The sequence below is a fragment of the Acinetobacter sp. YH12138 genome (genome assembly GCF_015218525.1).
GTDB lineage: Bacteria > Pseudomonadota > Gammaproteobacteria > Pseudomonadales > Moraxellaceae > Acinetobacter > Acinetobacter amyesii.
Genome location: NZ_CP048670.1, coordinates 696,125 through 718,534 on the forward strand (window position 1 = coordinate 696,125; position 22,410 = coordinate 718,534).

The 22,410-nt window shown below is 39.2% G+C and carries 21 protein-coding genes and 1 pseudogene; 13 read left to right on the plus strand and 9 right to left on the minus strand.

Annotation, left to right across the window (positions count from 1 at the left end):
• Nucleotides 1-8 precede the first annotated feature (8 nt).
• The 10 genes and pseudogenes from G0029_RS03270 (at nucleotide 9) to G0029_RS03315 (ending at nucleotide 8,277) form a co-directional block, all read left to right on the plus strand.
• Complete coding sequence (locus G0029_RS03270) at nucleotides 9-395, plus strand: ribonuclease E inhibitor RraB (RefSeq protein ID WP_111884820.1); 387 nt, start codon at nucleotides 9-11, stop codon at nucleotides 393-395.
• Between the two features lie 331 nt (nucleotides 396-726).
• Entirely contained in the window at nucleotides 727-1,173 is a 447-nt protein-coding gene (locus tag G0029_RS03275; RefSeq protein WP_078191122.1) for an SRPBCC family protein, read from the plus strand.
• A gap of 45 nt (nucleotides 1,174-1,218) precedes the next feature.
• Nucleotides 1,219-1,587, plus strand: coding sequence for a DUF488 domain-containing protein (locus G0029_RS03280; protein ID WP_180004732.1), 369 nt, complete (start codon nucleotides 1,219-1,221; stop codon nucleotides 1,585-1,587).
• A gap of 156 nt (nucleotides 1,588-1,743) precedes the next feature.
• A complete protein-coding gene (locus tag G0029_RS03285; RefSeq protein ID WP_180034545.1) occupies nucleotides 1,744-2,085 on the plus strand; it encodes a zinc ribbon domain-containing protein YjdM in 342 nt (113 codons plus the stop codon).
• Between the two features lie 162 nt (nucleotides 2,086-2,247).
• Nucleotides 2,248-2,610 carry a 5-carboxymethyl-2-hydroxymuconate Delta-isomerase gene (locus G0029_RS03290; RefSeq protein WP_180107300.1) on the plus strand — a complete coding sequence of 121 codons (363 nt, stop codon included), beginning with the start codon at nucleotides 2,248-2,250 and terminating at the stop codon, nucleotides 2,608-2,610.
• A 271-nt stretch (nucleotides 2,611-2,881) separates the two neighbouring features.
• Nucleotides 2,882-3,166, plus strand: a pseudogene (locus G0029_RS03295) (YegP family protein).
• A 239-nt stretch (nucleotides 3,167-3,405) separates the two neighbouring features.
• Nucleotides 3,406-4,089 (plus strand): DUF2939 domain-containing protein, encoded by a 684-nt coding sequence (locus G0029_RS03300; RefSeq protein WP_180107302.1) that lies wholly within the window; start codon nucleotides 3,406-3,408, stop codon nucleotides 4,087-4,089.
• Between the two features lie 25 nt (nucleotides 4,090-4,114).
• Nucleotides 4,115-4,561: a YybH family protein gene (locus tag G0029_RS03305; RefSeq protein ID WP_218948040.1), complete on the plus strand. Its 447-nt coding sequence runs from the start codon at nucleotides 4,115-4,117 to the stop codon at nucleotides 4,559-4,561.
• Between the two features lie 138 nt (nucleotides 4,562-4,699).
• The gene (locus G0029_RS03310) at nucleotides 4,700-7,135 is read left to right on the plus strand and encodes an AI-2E family transporter (protein WP_227591859.1); all 2,436 of its coding nucleotides are present in this window, start codon (nucleotides 4,700-4,702) and stop codon (nucleotides 7,133-7,135) included.
• An 89-nt stretch (nucleotides 7,136-7,224) separates the two neighbouring features.
• Nucleotides 7,225-8,277, plus strand: coding sequence for a DUF1176 domain-containing protein (locus tag G0029_RS03315; protein WP_180107304.1), 1,053 nt, complete (start codon nucleotides 7,225-7,227; stop codon nucleotides 8,275-8,277).
• Between the two features lie 79 nt (nucleotides 8,278-8,356).
• Here G0029_RS03315 and G0029_RS03320 read toward each other — a convergent pair whose 3' ends face one another.
• Nucleotides 8,357-9,124 (minus strand): hydroxymethylpyrimidine/phosphomethylpyrimidine kinase, encoded by a 768-nt coding sequence (locus tag G0029_RS03320; RefSeq protein WP_180009867.1) that lies wholly within the window; start codon nucleotides 9,122-9,124, stop codon nucleotides 8,357-8,359.
• A gap of 98 nt (nucleotides 9,125-9,222) precedes the next feature.
• Between G0029_RS03320 and G0029_RS03325 the strand changes: the two genes are divergently transcribed.
• Nucleotides 9,223-9,894, plus strand: a complete 672-nt coding sequence (locus tag G0029_RS03325) for an HAD-IA family hydrolase (protein ID WP_180107400.1) — start codon at nucleotides 9,223-9,225, stop codon at nucleotides 9,892-9,894.
• Between the two features lie 28 nt (nucleotides 9,895-9,922).
• On the opposite strand, the gene G0029_RS03330 is transcribed toward G0029_RS03325, so the two are convergent.
• Nucleotides 9,923-10,075: a hypothetical protein gene (locus G0029_RS03330; protein WP_180107306.1), complete on the minus strand. Its 153-nt coding sequence runs from the start codon at nucleotides 10,073-10,075 to the stop codon at nucleotides 9,923-9,925.
• 53 nt (nucleotides 10,076-10,128) lie between these two features.
• Nucleotides 10,129-10,371 (minus strand): hypothetical protein, encoded by a 243-nt coding sequence (locus tag G0029_RS03335; protein WP_227591860.1) that lies wholly within the window; start codon nucleotides 10,369-10,371, stop codon nucleotides 10,129-10,131.
• Nucleotides 10,372-10,670: 299 nt separating this feature from the next.
• Between G0029_RS03335 and G0029_RS03340 the strand changes: the two genes are divergently transcribed.
• On the plus strand, nucleotides 10,671-11,837 hold the full coding sequence (locus G0029_RS03340) for a low temperature requirement protein A (RefSeq protein ID WP_180107310.1): 1,167 nt from the start codon (nucleotides 10,671-10,673) through the stop codon (nucleotides 11,835-11,837).
• 1,251 nt (nucleotides 11,838-13,088) lie between these two features.
• On the opposite strand, the gene G0029_RS03345 is transcribed toward G0029_RS03340, so the two are convergent.
• The 6 genes from G0029_RS03345 to G0029_RS03370 all read right to left on the minus strand — a co-directional run bounded on the left by G0029_RS03345 (nucleotide 13,089) and on the right by G0029_RS03370 (nucleotide 21,080).
• Complete coding sequence (locus G0029_RS03345; protein ID WP_180107312.1) at nucleotides 13,089-13,772, minus strand: hypothetical protein; 684 nt, start codon at nucleotides 13,770-13,772, stop codon at nucleotides 13,089-13,091.
• A gap of 12 nt (nucleotides 13,773-13,784) precedes the next feature.
• The gene (locus G0029_RS03350; RefSeq protein WP_180107314.1) at nucleotides 13,785-14,192 is read right to left on the minus strand and encodes a Tox-REase-5 domain-containing protein; all 408 of its coding nucleotides are present in this window, start codon (nucleotides 14,190-14,192) and stop codon (nucleotides 13,785-13,787) included.
• 586 nt (nucleotides 14,193-14,778) lie between these two features.
• Nucleotides 14,779-15,465, minus strand: coding sequence for an immunity 52 family protein (locus G0029_RS03355; RefSeq protein WP_180034536.1), 687 nt, complete (start codon nucleotides 15,463-15,465; stop codon nucleotides 14,779-14,781).
• 14 nt (nucleotides 15,466-15,479) lie between these two features.
• A complete protein-coding gene (locus tag G0029_RS03360; protein WP_180107315.1) occupies nucleotides 15,480-15,884 on the minus strand; it encodes a Tox-REase-5 domain-containing protein in 405 nt (134 codons plus the stop codon).
• A gap of 272 nt (nucleotides 15,885-16,156) precedes the next feature.
• Nucleotides 16,157-17,440 (minus strand): ribonucleotide-diphosphate reductase subunit beta, encoded by a 1,284-nt coding sequence (locus G0029_RS03365; protein ID WP_078191110.1) that lies wholly within the window; start codon nucleotides 17,438-17,440, stop codon nucleotides 16,157-16,159.
• 808 nt (nucleotides 17,441-18,248) lie between these two features.
• Entirely contained in the window at nucleotides 18,249-21,080 is a 2,832-nt protein-coding gene (locus G0029_RS03370; RefSeq protein WP_180009864.1) for a ribonucleoside-diphosphate reductase subunit alpha, read from the minus strand.
• A 588-nt stretch (nucleotides 21,081-21,668) separates the two neighbouring features.
• Here G0029_RS03370 and bfmR point away from each other — a divergent pair.
• The gene (gene bfmR / locus G0029_RS03375) at nucleotides 21,669-22,385 is read left to right on the plus strand and encodes a response regulator transcription factor BfmR (RefSeq protein WP_067764711.1); all 717 of its coding nucleotides are present in this window, start codon (nucleotides 21,669-21,671) and stop codon (nucleotides 22,383-22,385) included.
• The last annotated feature ends 25 nt before the right edge of the window (nucleotides 22,386-22,410 follow it).

Here is a 22,410-nt window from a genome sequence, read left to right on the forward strand (position 1 = left end):
AAAGTACAATGACTCGTGATTTTAAACAATTTCCAGATGATGATAATGGCAATGTGCTGTGGCAGATGCAGCAAGATGGTGATGATTTATCTGTGCCGCACGAAATCGAATATTCAATTGCCTTTTCCAACGAAGCGCAGGCTGAACAGTGTGCATTGTATTTATTGAAAGAAGAGCAAAAAATTTCGTTGTTCCAAGATGAAGAATCAGATCGCGTGGAATGGATTATCACGGTCTATGTTTATATGGAACCTGATTATGAAGATATTGTCGATTTAGAGCAGTGGTTTATTAAAATTGCAGAACAACATTCGGGCGAATATGATGGCTGGGGTTGTATGGCTTATATCTATGAAGATGATGATCTGGATGAAGATGAAGCACAATTGAGCTAAGTCTCACTATTGCATCTTTAGCAACAAGAACCCAGAGATTCAACTGGGTTTTTTATTATTTAAATTTTAGAAAAATTGGATTAAGTTTTGATTTTTTTAGAATTTTCTATCCAATTCGATATGAATGCAGCTCACAAAACATAACACGGCATTGCGTTAAAGTGATGGGATCAATCTGTAGGATTCGCTATAGTATTGAACAGCAATAACCTTTCTCGCACGTCTCAAAGCTGTCTCATTTAGAACGTTTCAGTGTGATAAAAATTGACGATAAAGCGAGGGTGAATGCATGTGGATGATTCAGTGAAAACAATGACAAAAGGACATCATCATGAGCAATACTGTTCGATTACATCGTGTTTTTAGTGCGCCTGTAGAGCGCGTTTATCGTGCCTTTGTGGAGCCAGATGCTTTGGTTAAATGGATGGCACCGCATGGATTTACTGCCCATGTGGAGCATTCTGATGTGCGTGTAGGTGGCTCGTACCGCATGTCGTTTCAAAATTTTTCAACGGGAACCACACACGCTTTTCATGGTGATTATCATGAAGTCGTGCCGAATCATTTACTGCGCTATACAGACCAATTTGATATGCCAGAGTTAGCCGGTGAAATCGAAGTTACTGTTGAGTTTAAAGCGGTCTCAGTAGGAACCGAAGTGACGATTGTACAGGCAGGATTGCCGAGCGTTATTCCACCTGATGCCTGTTATTTGGGTTGGCAGGAGTCTTTACAGTTGCTGGCTTTTTTAGTGAATCCAGCGATCCCCGATGAATAATCTGAAGAATGATCGAAAAACTGCAAATAGATGAGGGAGGGCTTAATGACCGTACACATTAAACGTATTTATGATGAGATAAGCCCAGATGACGGTAAACGCATATTGGTCGATCGCTTGTGGCCGCGTGGTATCAGTAAAGTGAGCGCAGAGCTAGATTTGTGGCCGAAGGCATTGACGCCATCTACAGATTTACGTCGTTGGTATCATCAAGATGAGGCAATGGCTTCTCGATGGGACGAGTTTAAACAGCGCTATTTGCAAGAAATACAGCCCCATCAAGCCGAGTTGGAACAACTGCGGGCATGGGAAAAAGAGGAGCCACTAACCTTACTCACAGCGGCTAAACATATGGATAAAAATCATGCGCATATCTTAAAAGCGTTGATATTAAACACCTCATTAGAGATCTAAAATTTAAACCGATTAGTACTGTGGCGTTGTGTTATTTACATCGTCATAACTTCACTAAACCATACGATATTTATGGTTTTTAAGTTTATGAAATACATAAAAATGTTATATTAAGTTTTTATGGATTTTTGCGTCCATCTTTTTTTGAGGTCTTGTATGTCTTTACCCAATTGTCCCCAATGTAATTCTGAATATACCTATAATGATGGTGATTTACTGATTTGTCCCGAATGTTCACATGAATGGCGTGAAGGCGAAAGCGCTGCAGATGAACAGGTAGTGATTAAAGATGCCAATGGCAATGTATTGACCGATGGTGACACGGTTACTGTGGTGAAAGACCTTAAAATTAAAGGCTCATCCTCAGTGGTGAAAGTGGGCACCAAAGTTAAAAATATCCGTCTTTTAGCCGATGCAACAGATGGTCATGACATTGATTGTAAAATTGATGGTATTGGGGCTATGAAACTCAAATCTGAATACGTGAAAAAAGTTTAAGTTTCGTTATTGTTCGCTTTAAAGCAATCTTCAATCATCCTAAGCCAAGGCCACACTTGGCTTGGGATGTCTACTTAAACATGAAATAGATAACTAATCCGCTATAGATTTTATTTTTCAGCCTGCATAATAGACGCATTACGGGTTTGAAATGTCTTTACTATGCCGCATATTCATTTGGAATATTCCAATAACCTTGAGCTTGAGGCTCGTCCTTTACTTAAAGCGCTAAACACTGCCTTATTTGAATCGGGTCATGTTAGTGCCATCAATGATATTAAAAGCCGTGCTGTCGCTCAGCAAGATTTTGTTGTGGGTTTGGATGAACACGCTCAACATGCGTATATGCATGCCAAAGTTTCATTATTGACGGGTAGAACGGTTGAAGTTCAAAAGCAAATTTCATTGTTACTATTGGACGTGTTGAAACAACATGTCACAGCTTCAGCAGTAGAGGTGCAACTTTGTGTAGAAATTTTAGAAATGAATAAAGCGACGTATTCAAAGCAGATCCTCAGTCCTTAAGGCCTTTATTCAATACGTTGAGTAAAGCGCATCTATTCACAAATACATCATGATGAAAGAATGATGAAATCCGACTTCGGTCGGTTTTTTTTGATTGGAATTATTTATTAAAAATCTTTTTTCTAATGATTAAATTACAACCTTTTACCCTGATCAAAAAAGACATTGAAAAATGTGACTGGGTTCATTTATATTCTGTAGATCAGGTTCAATTTCCAATAATAAATCCTGATCGAATAATACTTAAAAAATGAAAATGACGGGGTAACATATGTCGGGATGGTACGAGATCACTCAGTCTAATGATCAGCAGTTTCGTTTTCTATTAAAAGCATGGAACGGTGAAATCATTTTAACGAGTGAATTATATAAAGTGTAAGCATCATCACAAAATGGGATTGAGTCTGTACAAAACAACAGTGCAGATGATAGTCGCTTTGAACGACGGAATGTTAATAATGGTAAACCATATTTCAATCTGAAAGCGGCAAACCATCATATTATTGGGATCAGCCAATTTTATGCCAGTGAGCAATCGCGCGATAAAGGCATTTAGTCAGTTAAAACCCATGGTGCGAATACCCAAATTAGAGAATTAACAGCTTAAATTTGAAACAACCTGATTAAGACAGCCAAAGCGAGATGAACAAACCTGAAGGCTCGTCAAAATCACAAGATCAAAAGCTATATGGTTCTCAGATAAGCGCTGTTATGTTGGATGCTATTCAATCTAGAGCAGGCTTATTTAACGGTACAAGGAAAGTACCACAACTTCACTGGCTAGAGTGGTGAACGATGAATAAGCAGAATCATATTTTGTATTATGGGCTCATTGCGATCTTGATCATCGTCTTGGGTTGGATGATTGCGTCTCCGTATTGGGTGCTGTACCAAATACGTCAAGCCTATGAGCACAATCAACCTGAAAAAATTGCTCAATATATCGATTTTGCGGCAGTCAAATCGAGTCTAAAACCACAAGTTAAAGACCTCATTCAACAGAAAACTGGGCTACAGCATTTACCCGAATTCGCTCAGTCGTGGGGTGGGCAGCTCAGCACAGTCCTCAGTGCAACGCTGGTCGACAGTCTGGTCAATCCAAACAGTATCATGCTGCTTTTACAAGGCAAAGCATTAAAAGAGTCGATCCAATTACCAGAAATAACCCAACTAACCAATCCGAGCATGATTAGCTCAGAGATTGAACTATTCACTCATGCTGAAAATAAGGTCGCAGAACAACCTCATACATCAACATCATCCAAAAAGGATGCAACTCCAACTACTGTCGCTTTAAAACAAAGCCAGTCCCTTGAACCCAAAGCAAGCTATAGTGCTTGGAATCGATTTGATCTGTATGTGCCGCTCCAAGGCCTTAGCGAAGCAACATATACCGTATTTAGTATGCAACGCCGAGGTTGGAGCTGGAAGATCGTTGAAATTCAACTTCCAAACGCTTTCCAGAACAATGCTTCATAAAAAATAAAAGAAATAGGTGCCAGAGATGCAAGATAAAATCAAAATAGTCGGTGACCAACAGGCCGCTGACGAAATTCTGCAATTTTTAGCCAATTGGGATGAGGTTATCTGCCAATTGAAAATTGAGAATATTGCTGAATCCTGCGCAGCAGATGTGAACTTTTTTGATGCCAGTTGTGAAATGCGCGGCTTAATGGCATATCAAAAAATGTGGGAATTTTATCGGGAGTATTTTCGTGAAGGTTTAAAGGTGTTTAGGCGGGAACTGGTCATCCATGCAGAACCTGATATTGCCTTTCTGCACTGTTATTCCAAAATTGATGATAAGAGTGGGATACCAACGCCAGGGATCTCGTGGTGTCGTAACACCATTGGGATGAAAAAAACGCAGTCTCTATGGAAGATCGTTCATCAACATATTTCTGTTCCAGTGGATATTGTGACTCATCAAAGTAAAGTAATTATCTTTTAATTCATTTCAAAACACAGTATGAAAACAGAGCCATGTCGCTCTGTTTTTTTTCTTTGCAAATCATTACATGAAATGCGTATGCAGTTCTAAAACTTCAGCCTAAATTAAAAAATAATGACCATCGTTCAGGATAAGAAAATGGATCATAAAAATAATAAATTAGCGCAAGATTTTGAATCATCACCATCAGGTCAAAAGCAAGGCTTGCAAGACCTGAACGCCTCGAAGCAAATGCCCCCTGCAGATTTACATAAAGTGATTCGAATCACGGCAGGATTCATCATCGGCAGTTTGCTGATTGCGGCCTTATATCTTGGTAAAGATATTTTTATTCCATTGGCACTAGCAATCTTATTGGCTTTTTTAGTTGACCCTTTGGTGATGAAACTCCGAGGTTGGGGACTACCACAGATGCCATCGATATTTATTGTGGTCGGTTTGGCTTTGGCGATTTTGTCCGGCGCGGCTTCATATTTGGGGTATCAACTGGGGCAATTAAGCCAAGAGTTACCGCAATATCACGGTACGATTCAAAAGAAAATGGATTCTATTCGTCAATTTGCACGCGGTCCAAGTGTTTGGGATGGCGCAAAAACCACCATAGATACCGTTGAAAACTCGATAGATGATGTGGTACCTGAAGAGAAAAATCCTAAAGTTCAGCAAGTTAAAGTAGTGGGGCAACAACAAACCACGGCTGAAGCGGTCATGGCTTGGAGCGAGCGGGTGCTCAATCCCTTGGCAACCGCAGGTATTGTATTTTTGTTTGTGATTCTGATTTTGGTCAATCGGAAAGATTTGCATGACCGTTTCCTTAAGCTGCTGGGCGGCAATTTAAATATCGGAACAGACGCACTCGATGAAGCGGCCAATCGTATCGGTAAATATTTACGTATGCAGCTGATGGTCAATGTGACCTACGGTATTCCGATGGCCTTGGGACTTTGGTTTATTGGGGTGCCGGCAGCAATTATGTGGGGAATGGTGGCGATAGTGATGCGCTTTGTTCCCTATGTCGGCCCAATGATTTCTGCGATTTTCCCCATTGCATTGGCTTTTGCGGTAGATCCCACATGGAATATGGTGCTATGGACAGTGGGTTTAATTTTGCTCTTGGAATTGGTCAGTAATAATATTATTGAGCCTTGGTTATATGGGGAAAGTACCGGACTTTCAACCTTAGCCATTATTATTGCCGCCATGTTTTGGACGGCGGTGTGGGGGCCGATTGGTTTAATTTTATCGACGCCTTTAACCGCATGTTTATTGGTGCTTTCGAGCTATGTACCATCCTTAGGTTTTATTAAAACCCTGATCGGTAGTACGCCTGCATTGGCACCGCATGAGCGCTTCTATCAAAGATTAGTCGCTGATGATGTGCAAGATGCCATGGATGTTGCACAGACTTTTATTGCTGAAAAGTTACCGAAGGATGCGACGGATGAAATTAAGGCACGGCGGGTTAATGCGTTTTATGCCAAAGTCGCGATTCCAGCCATACGGATTTTTTCGAGAGGCCACAACACCGAGGCCAGTGCTGAACATCGACTACGTTTACATCAGGGATTAAAACTGTTTAATCATAGTTTTCAACGGGCATATCCAGTGGCACAGCAGGATCAGAAAGCAGCGGTGTTATGTATCGGCGCACGTTGGGAAATTGATGTTCAAGTATCGGCTATGTTGGCGCATAGCCTAAGCTTAAGCAGTATTCCGGCTCAGGCTTTTAGCGACGTCTTAATTCAAAATCAGCATCAAAGTATAGATGATATCCAAGAGGATATTCAGATCGTATGTATTTCGATTTTTCATACAGCACCTGAAGCTCAAATCCGTCTATTAAGCCATTTTTTTAAGGCACAGTTTCCAGATAAAAAACTGATTTTTGCACTGTGGAGCTGTGATGAAGTAAAGCAATTAGATGCGATCAAAGAAAATTTCACCGTCGATGCTGTAGTCAATAATATGAATGATTTGATATTAACCATTGAAGCTTTTCAATTGACGCATGGTGAGTCTTGGTTGGATGAGCCTGATCCTAGCGTTGAAGCGCAGCGCTTAAAAGCATTAGAAGAACTGAATGTTTTGGATGAGCGGAATTTACCGATTTATGAACAATATATTGAAGAAGCCCGACAAGCCTTCGATGTGAAATATGCACAAATTTCTTGGGTCAAGCAAGACTGGGTCTATACTCCAGGTAGCCCTTTGGCTGAGGCTACCGAGCAACCGATGCAGGTGCGCCAGTCGAAACAAGACTCAATCTGCAGCCATTTGGTGTATCAAAATGAACGCTTGATTATTGAAGACTTACAACGTGACCCACGCTTTGCGCATTTACCTGAATTGATGCATAACCGCATTCGCTTTTATGCAGGCGTTGCACTTAGAGACCGTAATGGGGTGGCATTGGGAAGTTTCTGTGTTTTAGATCGGCAGCCGAATCAAATGACCGATGATGATATGAGTCTTTTAAAAGGCCTAGCGGCAGATTTGATGAATACGCTCAGTGATGAAAATGCGAAACGAAAAAAATGTGAAGAGATACAGCAACTGAATGATTCATCTCTATAAATTTAAATCATGTAGCAGATCCATTTAAACTGGAGTTTCAGTGAAAAGCATTCTAAGATGGCTCTAATATAATTATTCGAGCCAAAGACATGAACAAAAATAATGTCATCTGGCAACTTTTATTGGGCTACGTTGCTGCATTGGGTTGTAGTGTGAGTTTTGCTCAAATTCAAGGAAATTATTTTTCACATAAGGATTGGGAAATCGCTTGTGATAATACGGGGACTTGTCGCGTTGCAGGTTATCAAGCGGAGGGCAATCAGCCCGCTATTTCTGTGTTATTACAACGTGCTGCGGGAGCTCAAGCGCAAGTCAGCGCACGAGTAAAACTCGATCCTGAAACCTTCAATGCGGCAAATAAACCACTTCAACTTTACATTTTAGGTAAAAATCAGGGAACTGTGCAGCTTGATGCCAAAACCGCGGAGGGTCAGTTAAGTGCAGCTCAAACTCAAAAACTGATCCAAGCCTTACAAGCCAACCAACCAATTGTGTGGAAAGGCAACAACAAAACATGGTTATTGTCCGTGCAGGGCGCTAGTGCAGTTTTACTCCGTATGGATGATTTTCAAAAGCGCATAGGGACAAATTCGGCATTATTGCGTAAAGCCAATAACAGTTCGGTCAATGTACTCAAACCGAAAAGTATTCCGAAAGTGAATATTCAAAATTATAGTAAGGGCTTACAAACACGGTATGCCGTCAATGCGCCCACAGCCAAACAATTATTTGGATTGATTAAGAAAAAAACCATAGTGGAAGATTGTCCTCAACTCTTTGATGCAAATTTCTTAGAGGATGATCGAGTCGTGGTGTTTCCAATCAATGGAAAAAATGCCTTGGTCGAAGTGCCATGTTGGCGTGGGGCATATAACAGTGGCAATGGCTATTGGCTGATGGATCGAAATTTAAAGCAAATCAAACAATCCGTGACCTTTTCTGGAAGTGGGTTTAGTGAAGGACAAATTTTCTCCAACCAACGTGGAAGAGGGATTGGCGATTGTCAAAGTAAAGGGGAATGGTCGTGGAACGGTCAGCGCTTTATCCAAACTTATATGGCAAAAACCACACAGTGCAAAGGATTTGCTGGCGGTGCATGGGAAATTCCAACCTTAGTATATTGGGTTCAACTCGACTCTTGATCTGAAAAAGCCCTGATATACAGGGCTTTAAATGATATAGCGTTTTGTTCTATCGGGTTTAAATGAATAACCAACAATACTAAAAACGTTTTGGAATTTTTTGTCCGCCCACAACAGGTGATTCAGCGATTTTCAACACACCAAATAGCCATGTTTCGGCATGATGAACAGCCGTTTTGAGCTCATCACCCAAGGCTAAACGCCCAGCAATAAAACTCGCCAATGAGCAGCCAGAACCGTGATATTCCCCATCTAGTCGTGGACAACGGGTTTCAGAAACTAATTCACCCTGAATGTACAACGAGTTTTGGATATAGTCTGGCGTATTTTCATGCCCACCTTTTACTAATACCGCTTGAGCGCCCATCGCAAAAAGTTTTGCTGTAGCTTTAGATATGTCGTCTTCACCTGTGAGTGCGCGTAATTCTACGGTATTAGGTGTAAGCACTGTGGCAAGTGGAATCAATTCCGCAAAGGCTTTGACCAACGTTGCTTGATCGCCCAAAGAACCACCACTATTGGCAACTAAAACGGGGTCGAGAACATAATGATATTCGGGATGTTCACGTAAAAACTCAGCGAGAGCCGCGATATTTTCAGTCGTTCCTAACATTCCTGATTTTACACAGCGAATAGGGAGGTCACCGACGACAGCATGTGCTTGGGCCAGCAATAACTCACGAGAGGTTGCTTCAAACGAATACACTTGTTGTGAGTTTTGAACGGTTAATGCTGTACACGCAATGGCAGCATGTGCACCACTTTGACCAATGGCTTCAATGTCCGCTTGAAGTCCTGCACCACCTGAAGGGTCAAGACCTGAAAAGCACAGTACAGTAGGGCGCACAATGATGTCCTTATTACACAAAATTTGCGATAGTATAGGCAACTTTGAGCGAACACTCGATAGTATTTTTGCAGAAGTGAATGGATAAGGTAAAAGCTGTGATTAAGAATATATTGATTGATCTCGATGGAACATTAACAGATCCAAAAGTTGGCATTACTACTTCAGCACGTTATGGACTGGCGAAAATTGGACATCCCATTTCGGAAGAGACCAATATCGATTGGATCATTGGACCACCTTTGAAAGCCTCTTTGGCCAAAATCCTCAATGTCGATGTACATAATGTACTTGCAGATCAGGCTTTACTAGGTTATCGCGAGCGCTTTGCAGTGACCGGTTTATTTGAAAATAAAGTGTATCCTGCCGTTGCCGAAACTCTAGCAAATTTACAACAGCAAGGTTTTCGCTTGTATGTTGCTACAGCAAAGCCGACGGTCTATGCTCGCCAAATTTTAGAACATTTTGATTTGGTAAAATATTTTACTGTGATCTATGGCAGTGAACTAAATGGCGAGCGCACCAACAAAGGCGATTTAATTGAATACATCTTGCAGCAAGAACAGTTAGATGCAAAAGAATGTGTGATGGTGGGAGACCGTGAGTACGATATTTTAGGCGCACGCCGTAATGCAGTGGCAAGTATTGCTGTGAGCTATGGTTATGGTAGTGCAGAAGAAATTCAAACGGCTGCACCGGCTCTGGTGATTGATCGTTTTAACGATTTGATTTCGAGTATTGAGCAATTGCAGCAGCAGAAAGTATCGTAGTTTGATTTACCCTTGCGAATGAAGCTGATTATTTAAAGATAATCAGCAAAATGAGCAAGATCAGCCCACAGAAAAACCATTTGAGCAAAGGTGACTCATCATTTTTGATGGTTTCTGCTTCGAGTGCGATACCATGTTTGTCGTAAACAAATACAAAATGTGCATTTGCGCTTAGTGCCATTTCTTGAATGGCTCGTAGCTCGAGCGCGCTGACTTCTTCACATAAGCGTTCTTTTAACTGAATAAAATAACCGGCTGTCCAAACTCATACCACTTGAAGTGGATCTGTTGTATGAGTTGGTTGAAGCACTGTTCTGCAACCTGATAGTTTCGGACAAAACTTCCACGTTCTATAAAAGCCAGATGGCAGTTTTGTTCAGCTACAATTTGATGATCGTGCGTTAAAACTTGCATTTGATCATAATGGATCTGTACCCAAACTGCGTCAGGAAAAGACGCTAATTTTTCTTTTAACATCACTTTTAGATTTCATTATTTTTTTAATTACTAGCAGTATGTCATTAAAATTTAGAGAAAAATATAGCTGAGATATAAAAAAACACATCGATCTATCGAGTTTTTGTTTTAAACGCCTTTCGCAGTTTTGTCACTTTGAATTTTTACTTCCATGATTGAATATCTAACGCTTAAGTAGGTTTTTTTAAACCATTATCCTTTTTCTAGAAAACTGTTTCTCATCTGATTTATGTAATCGACCTTGTAACTATTTCAGGCTTTTGAAAAAATTCAAACAGAAAATAATAAAGCTGAATGCTATGTCCAAATCATTTTTATTCCCTAGTCAGTGGCTCAAACCTTTGCACCCACGTGATCCACATGAGCATCATCGTGTCGCGACCTCTTTAGAATTGCTTTTTGACTTGATCTTTGTTGTCGCGATCGCAACCGCAGGGCAGCAACTGCATCATGCCATTGTTGAAAATCATTTGGCTCAGGGTTTAACGCTGTATGGCATGGTGTTTTTTGCTTTGTGGTGGGCGTGGATGAACTTTAGTTGGTTTGCCTCGGCATATGATAATGATGATGCGCTCTATCGAATCTTAACTTTTGTACAGATTATTGGTTCTTTGGTCATTGCTGCAGGTATTCCAAGCGCATTTCAAAAGCAGGATTTTGACGTAATTGTGATTGGTTATGCCATTATGCGTCTAGGCTTAGTTACGCAGTGGTTTCGCGTTGCAAAGCATGATCTGTCCCGTCGGAAAACTGCATTACGTTATGCTTTTGGCATCATACTGGTACAAGTCGGGTGGCTGCTCTTTCATTTTTCGCCGCTGCATTTCACCGTTTATCTTTTCATTTTGCTCGCAATTGCTGAACTGTCTGTGCCAGTTTTTGCAGAGGCTGCAAGCCGTACACCTTGGCATGCGCATCATATTGCTGAGCGATATTCACTGCTCACCATTATCGTTTTAGGCGAATCTATTGTCGGATGCTCGATTGCCATAACCGATGCATTAACAAATCAGCGTTTTAGTACTGAACTGATCTTTTTGATGGTAGGCGGCCTGATGATGATGTTCACCATGTGGTGGTCTTATTTTGATACCAGTATTGCAGAGCGTTTAAATAGCCGAAAAATGGCATTTACTTGGGGGTATGGACATTTCTTTGTCTTTATTAGTATCGCGGCGATTGGTGCTAGTTTGGCTGCCGCAGTCGATGTGGTTTCGCATGAGGCACTGATTAGTTCTGAAAAAGAAAGCTACTTTGTGGCGATCAGCCTTGTGATTTATACGACAAGTTTATATTTACTCCATGAATTGCATCATCAAAGTGGTTTTAGAAAACTTTTATATCCTTTAACCGTGGTGATTGTTTTGTGTATTCCGTTGTTTATCACACCTGCAGGTTATGCAATATTTGCGATGGCAGTGGTATATGCATTGAGGTTGATGTTTACAAAATGCTATTTAAAATGAAGGTTTATTGTCATAGTTCCGTCTGCGATGAAGGGACTATGACCTTGGTTTGATGATGGTATCCGTCCGTAATCTGCATAACGACAGTCATTTTTAGCTTGTCTATTTTGTAGTTTGAATGTGAGGAAGGTGTGATTTGAATAAATAAGAAAAATAAATAAATCTCTTAATGGTGTACTCCCAAATGAAAAAGGAGAGAAATAAGCTAACAGGTACGTAAAGAAAATAGCTGTTTTCTAATCTCGATAGAAAAGCCAATGGAATAGTGAATAAAATTACTAAATAGAGTAAAGGCAGGTGATATTTTCGTTGCCATATTCTCCCGTGGATCAATTCATGGTCAAGACTGAATTGGTCTCTATTGGAAATTACTATAGGGATCGACTGGATAAAATTAGGTTGTTTGAGCAGCGTTTTAATTTTCTTTTGTACAAGATATCCATCAATTAAACAGTAGCTTATGAAGATAATCGAAATTGTATGATTAAAAATGATAAGGGGGTAAAAGCATATGCTGAATATGACCAAGCTATTAAATGTTAGTGCTTTAAAATAGCAGTGATGACATGTTCTTGTTGCAGCAATGAGTGTTACTGGAAGCGTAATGATGATTGTGATAATGAGTAGGTAAAAGCGTTGTATGAACAGGTAATACATGCCGAAAAGAAGCCCCATAATAATGACGCATATCCACGACCTATAAATCAGTGAATTTTCTTTTGTTGTTGTATTTATTATTATTTCCATGCTTTATTCTCAAAAAATAAACCCTCCGAAGAGGGTTTAAATCGTCATGCGACACAAGGTTTGTCATTTCGATACTCATAAATTCAATTACTTAGAAAGTATTGCGACAAATAATGACAATTTCAGCGACACAACCTATGTCATTTTTTGGATAAAACGACACAACCTGTGTCATTTTGATAAGTACAGGGTTTTAAGAATATTATTAAAAATGCCTTTAGAAACTTGATATATAGTATGAATAACGGTGAATGTAGTTAAAAATTTTAAGAAGGTTATGAAACTAGTAACTATTTAGTCAAAGTGCAAGTTTAGCTATTTGTAAATTAAGACAAACTAAATAAAATTGCTTAACGCTGCTTAAAAAGAAATCTTGGATGGGCGTGAATCAAAAAAGCCTAATTAAAAATAATCAGGCTTTTTGTTTTTTTGTGAGGTAATGATTTATATGTATAAAATTAAACTATTACGTTTAAGACTTATTTTGTGGAATTACAGGAATTGTTATTGTTCAAAAAAATCTTCAGGTAATTCAGCTTCAGGAATCACTCCAAGTTCAACTAAGGCTAAAGAGTTTTCTTGTATTTTTCTCTTCATTTCATCTGATTCATCTGCCCAATTCTCATCAAAAACAAGGATGTTACCTTTATTTAGATCATTATCTATTTCAATCTTTTTATATAAATGAGGGATAGAATCTATATCAATAGTTTTAGATATATAGCAAATTGAAGAAGTTACAAGTCTATGAGGGTATACATTTATCTCTGCAAAAAAATTATTACTTATATACATATATTTAAATTGGATATGTTCAAGTAGAACTTTCAGGATTTCTACTATCTTTTCATATGGAATTATTTTTTCAAAACTCATTCTAAAGTCAAAAGTATCAAAATTAATACTTCCGAAATTTGAGTTATCTTCGCCATTCCATAAGGAAAAACTTTGAAATGGATCCTTTTCTCTTAATGTTATTAAAAAATTATCCGCTTTTTCTGAAGGAAATGGATAATCAAGAGGAGGGTTTTTCCCAGTTGGATTATTAATATACCATGTAGAAAAAATAGGATCGATTACAACAATTTTTTTTACGATTTCTTTTAATGTGTTCAACTGCGATTGAATATCACTGCCTGATGATGGTAGCCGTTTAAAAAAACGAGTATTAAGAAAAAATTCGCTCATGTTCGATCCTATTTATAAAGACATGTATATAGAGGACACAATAAGCCCTCCATTACTATCAAAGAATGTTTTTGCTTCTCTCTCATAAAAATACCAAGTAGGTTTTATTGTTTTATATGGAGTAATTACAGTTTTTTCCCTTCTAGCTTCTAAAACTAACCCATTAAAAACATCCATTTTTAGAAATCTAGGTTTTTCAGGGTCTAAAAATTGTGAATATTGTCCTTTTGCTTCGACCAAAATACATTCTATTGGCCATAGCCCATCAAATGATGTACCAACTAAATTCCACTCTTCGATTGGAGTAGTAGCCTTTGTATTGCCATCAGCTATATATGGCGTATAGGAGTTAAATGTTAAGGGATAACTAGATAAATTTGATATTTTTATTTGATACTCTGTATTAACTTCGGCGCCCATAGAACGCTTAATCAGATGTTTATTACCTAACTGATAGGCTTCACACTTATTGCATTGCTCTTACTTGGTTCTATCTTTAGTGAGCTCTTTATAAATTAGAAAGTATGGATGGCAAACTGAGTTATAGTATGATTCCTGTGGAACCGATGGACATTACAGTATGGATGTTTAATCCTAACATTGAAGCCATTTCTGAGAACCTACAAAATCTTTATGATTATCTAAAAGATTATGCATCTTTTACGAATAAAACTGATTGGATGAATTAGTACATTAACAGTATTGCACCTATCTACCAAAAGCAGAGCCAAGTTGATTCAATGATGGGTCAAAGCTTTGATTTATTTTTTCAGAAAAAAGATGAATATTTTTTATGGACATATCCCGAATACACAAAATACAACCTTAAAATTCAAAGAAATTTCAACTAAATTGCTTTGCTTAAAAATTAATCATAGATGGGGCATGAATCAAAAAATCCCGATCAGAAATGATCGGGTTTTTTCGTTATGTCATATGAGTATGATTTAAACTAATAAATGAAAATAATTGTCTATAACACCTATTACTTTGATTTTAGGAATTGCTATTGCTCAAAAAAATCCTCAGGTAATTCAGCTTCAGGAATCACTCCTAGTTCAACTAAGGCTAAAGAGTTTTCTTGTACTTTTTTCTTCATTTCATCTGATTCATCTGCCCAATGCTCATCAAAAATTAGAATAGTTCCTTTATTTAGAGGGGTATCAACATCAACAATTTTGTAAAGGTGGGGTATTAATTTTTCATCTATTTTAATGGGGATATAGCAAATGGAAGTCGTTTCTAACCGATGTGGAAAAACATTGATATCTCCAAAAAAGTCGCTATTTAGATATACATAATCATTCTTAGGATATTCTAATACGACTTTAAAAAGTTGAATTATTTGCTCAAGAGTCAAGACTTTTTTGAAAGTCATAACTAAACCTGTTCTATCGAAACTAAAACTCGCAAAAAGCTCTGTTTCTAACGATCCATTCCAGAGCCCAAAAATTTCAAAACTGTCTTCTTTTCTATGATTAAACAAATATTTTTTCGATTTTTCTGAAGGGAAAGGATAGTCTAAAGGTGGTTTTGAGCTAGTTGCATTATTGATATACCAAGTCTTAAAAATAGGATCAATTTTTGACAGTTCAGATATAATCTGCTCAACTTTTTCTATTTGTTCAATTATTTCATTATCATTATTACCAAGAATTTTTGGTATTCGTGTACTAAGAAAATACTCTCTCATACTGAAATCCTATTTTATAAAGGCATAAAAATTGTTGGCACTATGTTGCGACTGAAACGATCAAAATACACTTTAGTTTCTTCTTCATAAAAATACCAATTCAACTTTGATGTTTTAAAACGACTAACAACACTTCTTTGGCTAGTTGCCTCATTACGCATTTTTAGAAAAATATTATTTTTCATAAAATCAGGTTTACCTTCTAAAAATTGAGCATAACGCCCTTTCGCTTCGACAAGTATACATTGCATTGGCCATAGCCCATCAAATGAGACTCCAGATAATACCCACTCTTGTATTTCTGTTGTTTGTTTTGTATTTCCTGAAACAAGATATGGATCTGAAGCTTGGAATGTTAGAGGGTAACTTGATAAGTTGGCTATTTTAATTTGATATTCAGTATTGATTTCATTACCCATTGGGCGTTTTATTTGATGCTTATTACCTAATTGATAAGGTTCACATTTATTACAACGCTGTTGTTTAGTTATATCTTTACTGACCTCTGTTGAAGGTCTTGTGTTACAAGTAGTGGCATGTGTCGCAAAAGAAAAGCAAGATGCAAAATAATATTTTTCACTGACAACTTATGTGTCGCGTGACGATATCATCAGGCATTGTTTTATTCTCCATTTTATTTTAAAAAAAATTAAAAAAAAGGAGGCTGTTAAGCCTCCCTTTTGAATATCAATTACCAGCTTAACGCACCACCAGTTTGGTAATCCGTTACGCGAGTTTCAAAGAAGTTCTTCTCTTTACGTAAGTCCATCATTTCTGACATCCACTGGAATGGGTTATTCACACCAGCAAATTGTTCAGGCAAGCCCAATTGGCTCAAACGACGGTTACAGATGAACTTCAAGTATTCTTCCATCATGCCTGCATTCATACCCAATACACCGCGTGGCATAGTGTCACGTGCATATTCGATTTCAAGCATCGTACCTTCAAGAATCATTTGAATGATTTCTTCTTGGAACTCAGCAGTCCATAGGTGAGGGTTCTCGATCTTGATTTGGTTGATCATGTCGATACCAAAGTTCAAGTGCATAGATTCATCACGTAAGATGTATTGGAATTGCTCAGCAACACCATTCATCTTGTTACGACGACCCATAGACAAGATTTGGCTGAAACCACAGTAGAAGAAGATACCTTCAAGTACGCAGTAGAACGCGATCAAGTTGCGAAGTAAGATTTGGTCGTTTTCAGGTGTACCTGTTTTGAACGTAGGATCACTTAGAGATTGTGTATATTTTAGACCCCAAGCTGCTTTACGAGCCACTGAAGGAATTTCACGGTACATGTTGAAGACTTCGCCTTCGTCCATGCCTAAAGATTCGATACAGTATTGGTAAGCGTGCGTGTGAATCGCTTCTTCAAATGATTGACGTAAGATGTACTGACGGCATTCAGGGTTGGTAATGTGACGGTAGATTGCAAGAACCAAGTTGTTTGCAACCAAAGAATCCGCAGTCGAGAAGAAACCTAAAGAACGCATAACAATGGTACGTTCATCTTCGGTTAAGCCATTTTCAGACTTCCAAAGTGCGATGTCATGGTTCATGTTCACTTCTTGCGGCATCCAGTGGTTTGCACAACCGTCTAGATATTTCTGCCAAGCCCATTCGTATTTGAACGGTACAAGTTGGTTTAAGTCAGCGCGGCAGTTGATCATCGCTTTATCGTCAACTTGAACACGCTGAGCACCCATTTCTAGCTCTTCTAAGCCAGGTGCAACGTCTAGATTTTCTAGAGCGTTAGATGCTCTTGCCAACGGATCGGTTGGATCTGTTGGTCGATTTGTACTGGTTCGAGCGGGTTGTGCAGCTGCCAAATTCGGCGATGAGTGCTGTGCATTAGATACCACTTGCGAATCAGTCGTTTTTTGCGGTTCGACGGGCGCAGGCTGGTGAGCTTGTGCAGCTTGTTTCGGTTCATCATCTTCGAAATCGTCCCAACTTAGGATAGACATAACAGTTCTCTCTTCGTTGCTTTATATCTTTTATAGACATCCAGCGTCGCTGAGATGTCCTACTATACGCTCAATTTGTGTAAGCAAAATTAAGTTTTGTCGATCACTGCTCTAAAAGTGTTCGGTAGAGCAAATATCCCCACTACTTATTTTGATTACGCGATTTATATGCCTTGAACCAGAAATAGGCGATCGGGACATAAAAAGTCAAAATAAAGGAAACCACCAAGGCGATAAGCCCTAACTGATAGTTATGCGTCATATGTGGCATGGGGTAGTTTCCTTAAAGTCTTTAATAAGAGGCCTATAGGCCTCTCATGTTTACCACAAGCTTAGCTGAGCGTGGTTTGGAAAACTCCGGCAGTGTGAACGAACATATTCAGTTCGATTGAATCGAACTCGAGTATAGTCGCAAACACTAACAGGTTTATCCAATGAGCACATTACTCTCATCAGCAACTCCTTTTTGTAAAAGATGCTTTCAGAGGAGTGACTCATACCCTAAACTTTGCTAAAGTATCTTTCGTTAGATCGCCAAATTTAACATTCAATAACTTTAGCATGTCAGGGAAGTATTTCCTCTGAAAGCTTGGGTTTTGAAACTAATGGTCTGTCACTTGTGATAGGCCATTTTTTATTGCTTAAACTTTATAAATCTCTACATCCGCACCTCCTATTTTATTTTTATTCAGTTTGGAATCCCCCTAAATCCCCCTTTTGCAAAGGGGGACTTGCATCCCGCCATTTGCTTCGAGGAATCTCCCTCCTTTATTAAAGGAGGGTTGGGGAGGATTTAAAACCTGTCAGATTACTGACAAGCTTCACAATCAGGGTTGTCAATTGAACATGCCATTGGCACTGGAGCTGCTTGACCAAAACCTTCTTCTTCAGCAGCAACTTCAGCTTTAGGTTCTTCTTTCGCAACAGCTGTTACAGGTGCTGCAACAGTAGCAGGCTTAACTGCGTTCAATGCGCCAGTGTTAATGGTTGATTTCTCAGCAGAAGTCGCACCCAATGCACGTAGGTAATAAGTAGTTTTTAGACCACGTAACCATGCCATTTTGTACGTCATATCAAGTTTCTTACCGTTTGCACCAGAGATGTAAAGGTTAAGAGACTGAGCTTGGTCGATCCATTTTTGACGACGTGATGCAGCATCAACAATCCAACGTGGCTCAACTTCGAACGCAGTCGCGAAGATTGCTTTAAGCTCTTCAGGAATACGTGCAATTTTTTGAACCGAACCTTCGAAGTGTTTCAGGTCGTTCACCATTACAGAATCCCAAAGACCGCGATCTTTTAACGCACGTACTAGGTACGGGTTGATCACTGTGAATTCACCAGAAAGGTTAGATTTCACATACAAGTTTTGGAAAGTTGGTTCGATTGACTGTGATACGCCACAAATGTTCGAAATGGTTGCAGTCGGTGCAATTGCCATCACGTTTGAGTTGCGCATACCGTCTTTTTGAACTTTAGTACGTAAAGTATCCCAGTCCAAACGTGTTGTACGGTCAACTTCGAACATACGGTCAGGACGCGCTTTTTGTACGATATCTAAAGAGTCAATTGGCAAGATACCTTGATCCCAAAGTGAACCTTTAAATGTCTCGTAAGTACCACGTTCAAGTGCCAAATCGCTAGATGTTTGAATCGCGTAGTAAGAAATCACTTCCATCGATTCGTCAGCGAACTCAACCGCAGCATCAGAACCATAAGCCAATTTCATTTCGTATAAAGCATCTTGGAAGCCCATGATACCCATACCTACTGGACGGTGTTTCAAGTTCGAGTTACGCGCTTGAGGAACAGCGTAGTAGTTGATGTCAATTACGTTATCGAGCATTCGAACAGCAGTTTTAACTGTACGAGCAAGCTTTTCACGATCTAACACACCGCCTTGAACGTGTTGTACAAGGTTAATTGAACCTAAGTTACATACTGCGATTTCATCTTCGTTAGTGTTCAGCGTAATTTCTGTACACAAGTTAGAAGAGTGAACTACACCAACGTGTTGTTGTGGTGAACGTAAGTTACATACGTCTTTGAATGTGATCCAAGGGTGACCAGTTTCAAACAACATAGACAACATTTTGCGCCATAAGTCTTTCGCACGGACTTTCTTATGTAGCATGTTGGTTTCTTTCGCAATGCCTTCATAGTAAGCATAGCGTTCAGCAAATTCTGCACCTGTTAGGTCATGCAAATCAGGTGTTTCAGATGGTGTGAACAGAGTCCATTCAGCATCTTCGAATACACGTTGCATAAATAAATCAGGAACCCAGTTTGCTGTGTTCATGTCATGGGTACGACGACGGTCATCACCTGTGTTCTTACGAAGTTCTAGGAATTCTTCGATGTCCAAGTGCCAAGTTTCAAGGTATGCACATACTGCACCTTTACGTTTACCACCTTGGTTGACTGCAACAGCAGTATCGTTGGCAACTTTAAGGAACGGTACAACACCTTGTGACTTACCATTTGTACCTTTGATGTACGAGTTAAGCGCACGAACTGGCGTCCAGTCATTACCTAAACCACCCGCCCATTTAGACAACATTGCGTTATCACGCATTGCGCCATAAATGTTGTAAAGGTCATCTGAAATCGTTGTTAAGTAACAGCTAGATAACTGTGGACGTAAAGTACCAGAGTTAAATAGAGTAGGCGTAGATGCCATGTAATCGAAGCTAGACAATAAGTTATAGAATTCGATTGCACGTTCTTCACGGTTTTCTTCGTTCAATGAAAGACCCATTGAAACACGCATGAAGAATAATTGTGGTAATTCGAAACGTACACCATCTGAGTGGATGAAGTAACGGTCAAATAAAGTTTGTAGACCTAAATAAGTAAATTGGTTTGAGCGTTCTGGTTGAATCGCAGCAGCCAATTTTGCAAGGTCAAAGTTAAGTAGTTCTGGAGAAAGAAGATCAAGCTCGATACCTTTCTTCAAGAAAGTTTCTAAAGCGTCGCCTTCATTCGTGTCACTATCTAAACCTAAGAACTCTAACCCTGTAGCAACAAGGTCGTTACGCAATAAACGCGCAGTCACATATGTATAGTTTGGTTCTTGTTCGATACGTGTACGAGTAGCCATCATCATGGTCGTTGAGATGTCTGACTCTTTTACGCCGTTATAAAGGTTTTTTACAGTCTCATCGATAATCGCTCGAACATCGATGCCTTCTAAACCTTCAGCTGCTTTAACAATATTTGCCTCAAGTGCGCCAAGATCAAGCGGTTTAAGCTGACCGTTTGAACCTGTCACTTGTAAAGTAGGGTGGTGGTGAGCACCAGTTTGTTTACGAGCTTCAGCACGTTGCTCGCGGTAAATCACGTAAGAGCGAGCAACTTTTTGCTCACCTGTACGCATAAGCGCAAGTTCAACCTGATCCTGAATTTCTTCAATATGAATGGTACCGCCAGAAGGTAAACGACGGTTAAAGGTATTCAATACCATCTCAGTTAATTGAGAGATACGGTCATGAATACGGCTGGAGTCAGCGCTTTGCTGGCCTTCAACGGCCAAGAACGCTTTACCAATCGCCACAGAGATTTTTTCTGCATCAAAAGGTGCAACGTCACCGGTGCGTTTAATCACCTGAATTTGACCAGGGGTTGAATTCGTTACGCTCATGCTAGCATAGCTCCATTTGTCATCTATTTTTATGTTAGGACCGTTTGAACTGGGCAATTTTTATGCCACAGTGTTTGAGGTTTAAACACAAGACCTAGTGGTTTAAAAATTTATTGAACACAAGATACGGGAAAATTCAGGGTATATCAATATTGACATTTTACTAAATGCTTTGAACTTTTCTGGCAGAAATCTATCTCAAAAAATCCCTATTTTTTATCTTTGTTATATATGCCTTATCCGACAAGGGCATAGCATAGCAAAGTCGAAAAAGAGTGCTTATAGATAACATTGTGGATAACTTCAGAAAGCCTAAAAAGTTGTGAATTAATCAGTCAGTTTTTATTCGATGAAAATGTATCCAAATTTATAATTGTTGGTATTGTGAGCAATAGGGCATGGAAATGATTGGTAAATACGGCTGCAAAAATGTAGCAGGTTAAATTTTATTACAAAATACGATATTGATGTATCAGTTTGGTGAATGCCATCTTGTTTACAATGTAAACGTGTGTATATTGCAAACTATGTTTAAGCGTATCTATCGGATTTCAAATAGGATACGCCCAATCAAATAAGGGGCAATCAATGAGCCAAGAAGAAAAGTTACCTAAAATTTTAATTGTTGAAGACGATGAGCGTCTTGCTCGTTTAACTCAAGAATACTTAATCCGTAACGGACTTGAAGTTGGGGTAGAACCAGACGGTAATCGTGCGATTCGCCGTATTATCGCTGAACAACCAGATATGGTATTACTCGACGTGATGCTTCCGGGTGCAGATGGTTTAACCATTTGTCGTGAAGTTCGTCCACACTACCATCAACCAATTTTAATGTTGACTGCACGTACCGAAGACATGGACCAAGTGTTGGGTCTAGAAATGGGTGCAGATGATTATGTTGCAAAACCTGTTCAACCTCGCGTTTTACTTGCGCGTATCCGTGCATTATTACGTCGTACAGACAAAGCACCAGAAGATGAGGTTGCACAGCGCATCGAATTTGATGATCTTGTAATTGATAATGGTGGTCGTTCTGTCACACTCAATAATGAGTTGGTTGACTTTACCAGTGCAGAATATGACCTTTTATGGTTGTTGGCATCTAATGCGGGTCGCATTCTTTCTCGTGAAGATATTTTTGAGCGTCTGCGTGGTATTGAATACGATGGTCAAGACCGTTCAATTGACGTGCGTATCTCGCGTATTCGTCCAAAAATTGGCGATGATCCAGAAAATCCGAAACGTATTAAGACCGTACGTAGTAAAGGTTATTTATTCGTAAAAGAAACCAACGGCATTTAATGTAAAATACCGTCCCTTAGTTTGG

Bases quoted from the DNA above. Each gene is read 5' to 3' on its own strand.
- G0029_RS03275 (WP_078191122.1), top strand. From the start codon at position 727: ATGAGCAATACTGTTCGATTACATCGTGTTTTTAGTGCGCCTGTAGAG.
- G0029_RS03300 (WP_180107302.1), top strand. From the start codon at position 3,406: ATGAATAAGCAGAATCATATTTTGTATTATGGGCTCATTGCGATCTTG.
- G0029_RS03290 (WP_180107300.1), top strand. From the start codon at position 2,248: ATGCCGCATATTCATTTGGAATATTCCAATAACCTTGAGCTTGAGGCT.
- G0029_RS03280 (WP_180004732.1), top strand. From the start codon at position 1,219: ATGACCGTACACATTAAACGTATTTATGATGAGATAAGCCCAGATGAC.
- G0029_RS03355 (WP_180034536.1), bottom strand. From the start codon at position 15,465: ATGAGAGAGTATTTTCTTAGTACACGAATACCAAAAATTCTTGGTAAT.
- G0029_RS03305 (WP_218948040.1), top strand. From the start codon at position 4,115: ATGCAAGATAAAATCAAAATAGTCGGTGACCAACAGGCCGCTGACGAA.
- G0029_RS03340 (WP_180107310.1), top strand. From the start codon at position 10,671: ATGTCCAAATCATTTTTATTCCCTAGTCAGTGGCTCAAACCTTTGCAC.
- G0029_RS03365 (WP_078191110.1), bottom strand. From the start codon at position 17,440: ATGTCTATCCTAAGTTGGGACGATTTCGAAGATGATGAACCGAAACAA.
- bfmR (WP_067764711.1), top strand. From the start codon at position 21,669: ATGAGCCAAGAAGAAAAGTTACCTAAAATTTTAATTGTTGAAGACGAT.
- G0029_RS03310 (WP_227591859.1), top strand. From the start codon at position 4,700: ATGGATCATAAAAATAATAAATTAGCGCAAGATTTTGAATCATCACCA.
- G0029_RS03270 (WP_111884820.1), top strand. From the start codon at position 9: ATGACTCGTGATTTTAAACAATTTCCAGATGATGATAATGGCAATGTG.
- G0029_RS03345 (WP_180107312.1), bottom strand. From the start codon at position 13,772: ATGAGCGAATTTTTTCTTAATACTCGTTTTTTTAAACGGCTACCATCA.
- G0029_RS03335 (WP_227591860.1), bottom strand. From the start codon at position 10,371: ATGTTAAAAGAAAAATTAGCGTCTTTTCCTGACGCAGTTTGGGTACAG.
- G0029_RS03350 (WP_180107314.1), bottom strand. From the start codon at position 14,192: ATGGGCGCCGAAGTTAATACAGAGTATCAAATAAAAATATCAAATTTA.
- G0029_RS03370 (WP_180009864.1), bottom strand. From the start codon at position 21,080: ATGAGCGTAACGAATTCAACCCCTGGTCAAATTCAGGTGATTAAACGC.
- G0029_RS03285 (WP_180034545.1), top strand. From the start codon at position 1,744: ATGTCTTTACCCAATTGTCCCCAATGTAATTCTGAATATACCTATAAT.
- G0029_RS03330 (WP_180107306.1), bottom strand. From the start codon at position 10,075: ATGGCACTAAGCGCAAATGCACATTTTGTATTTGTTTACGACAAACAT.
- G0029_RS03360 (WP_180107315.1), bottom strand. From the start codon at position 15,884: ATGGGTAATGAAATCAATACTGAATATCAAATTAAAATAGCCAACTTA.
- G0029_RS03315 (WP_180107304.1), top strand. From the start codon at position 7,225: ATGAACAAAAATAATGTCATCTGGCAACTTTTATTGGGCTACGTTGCT.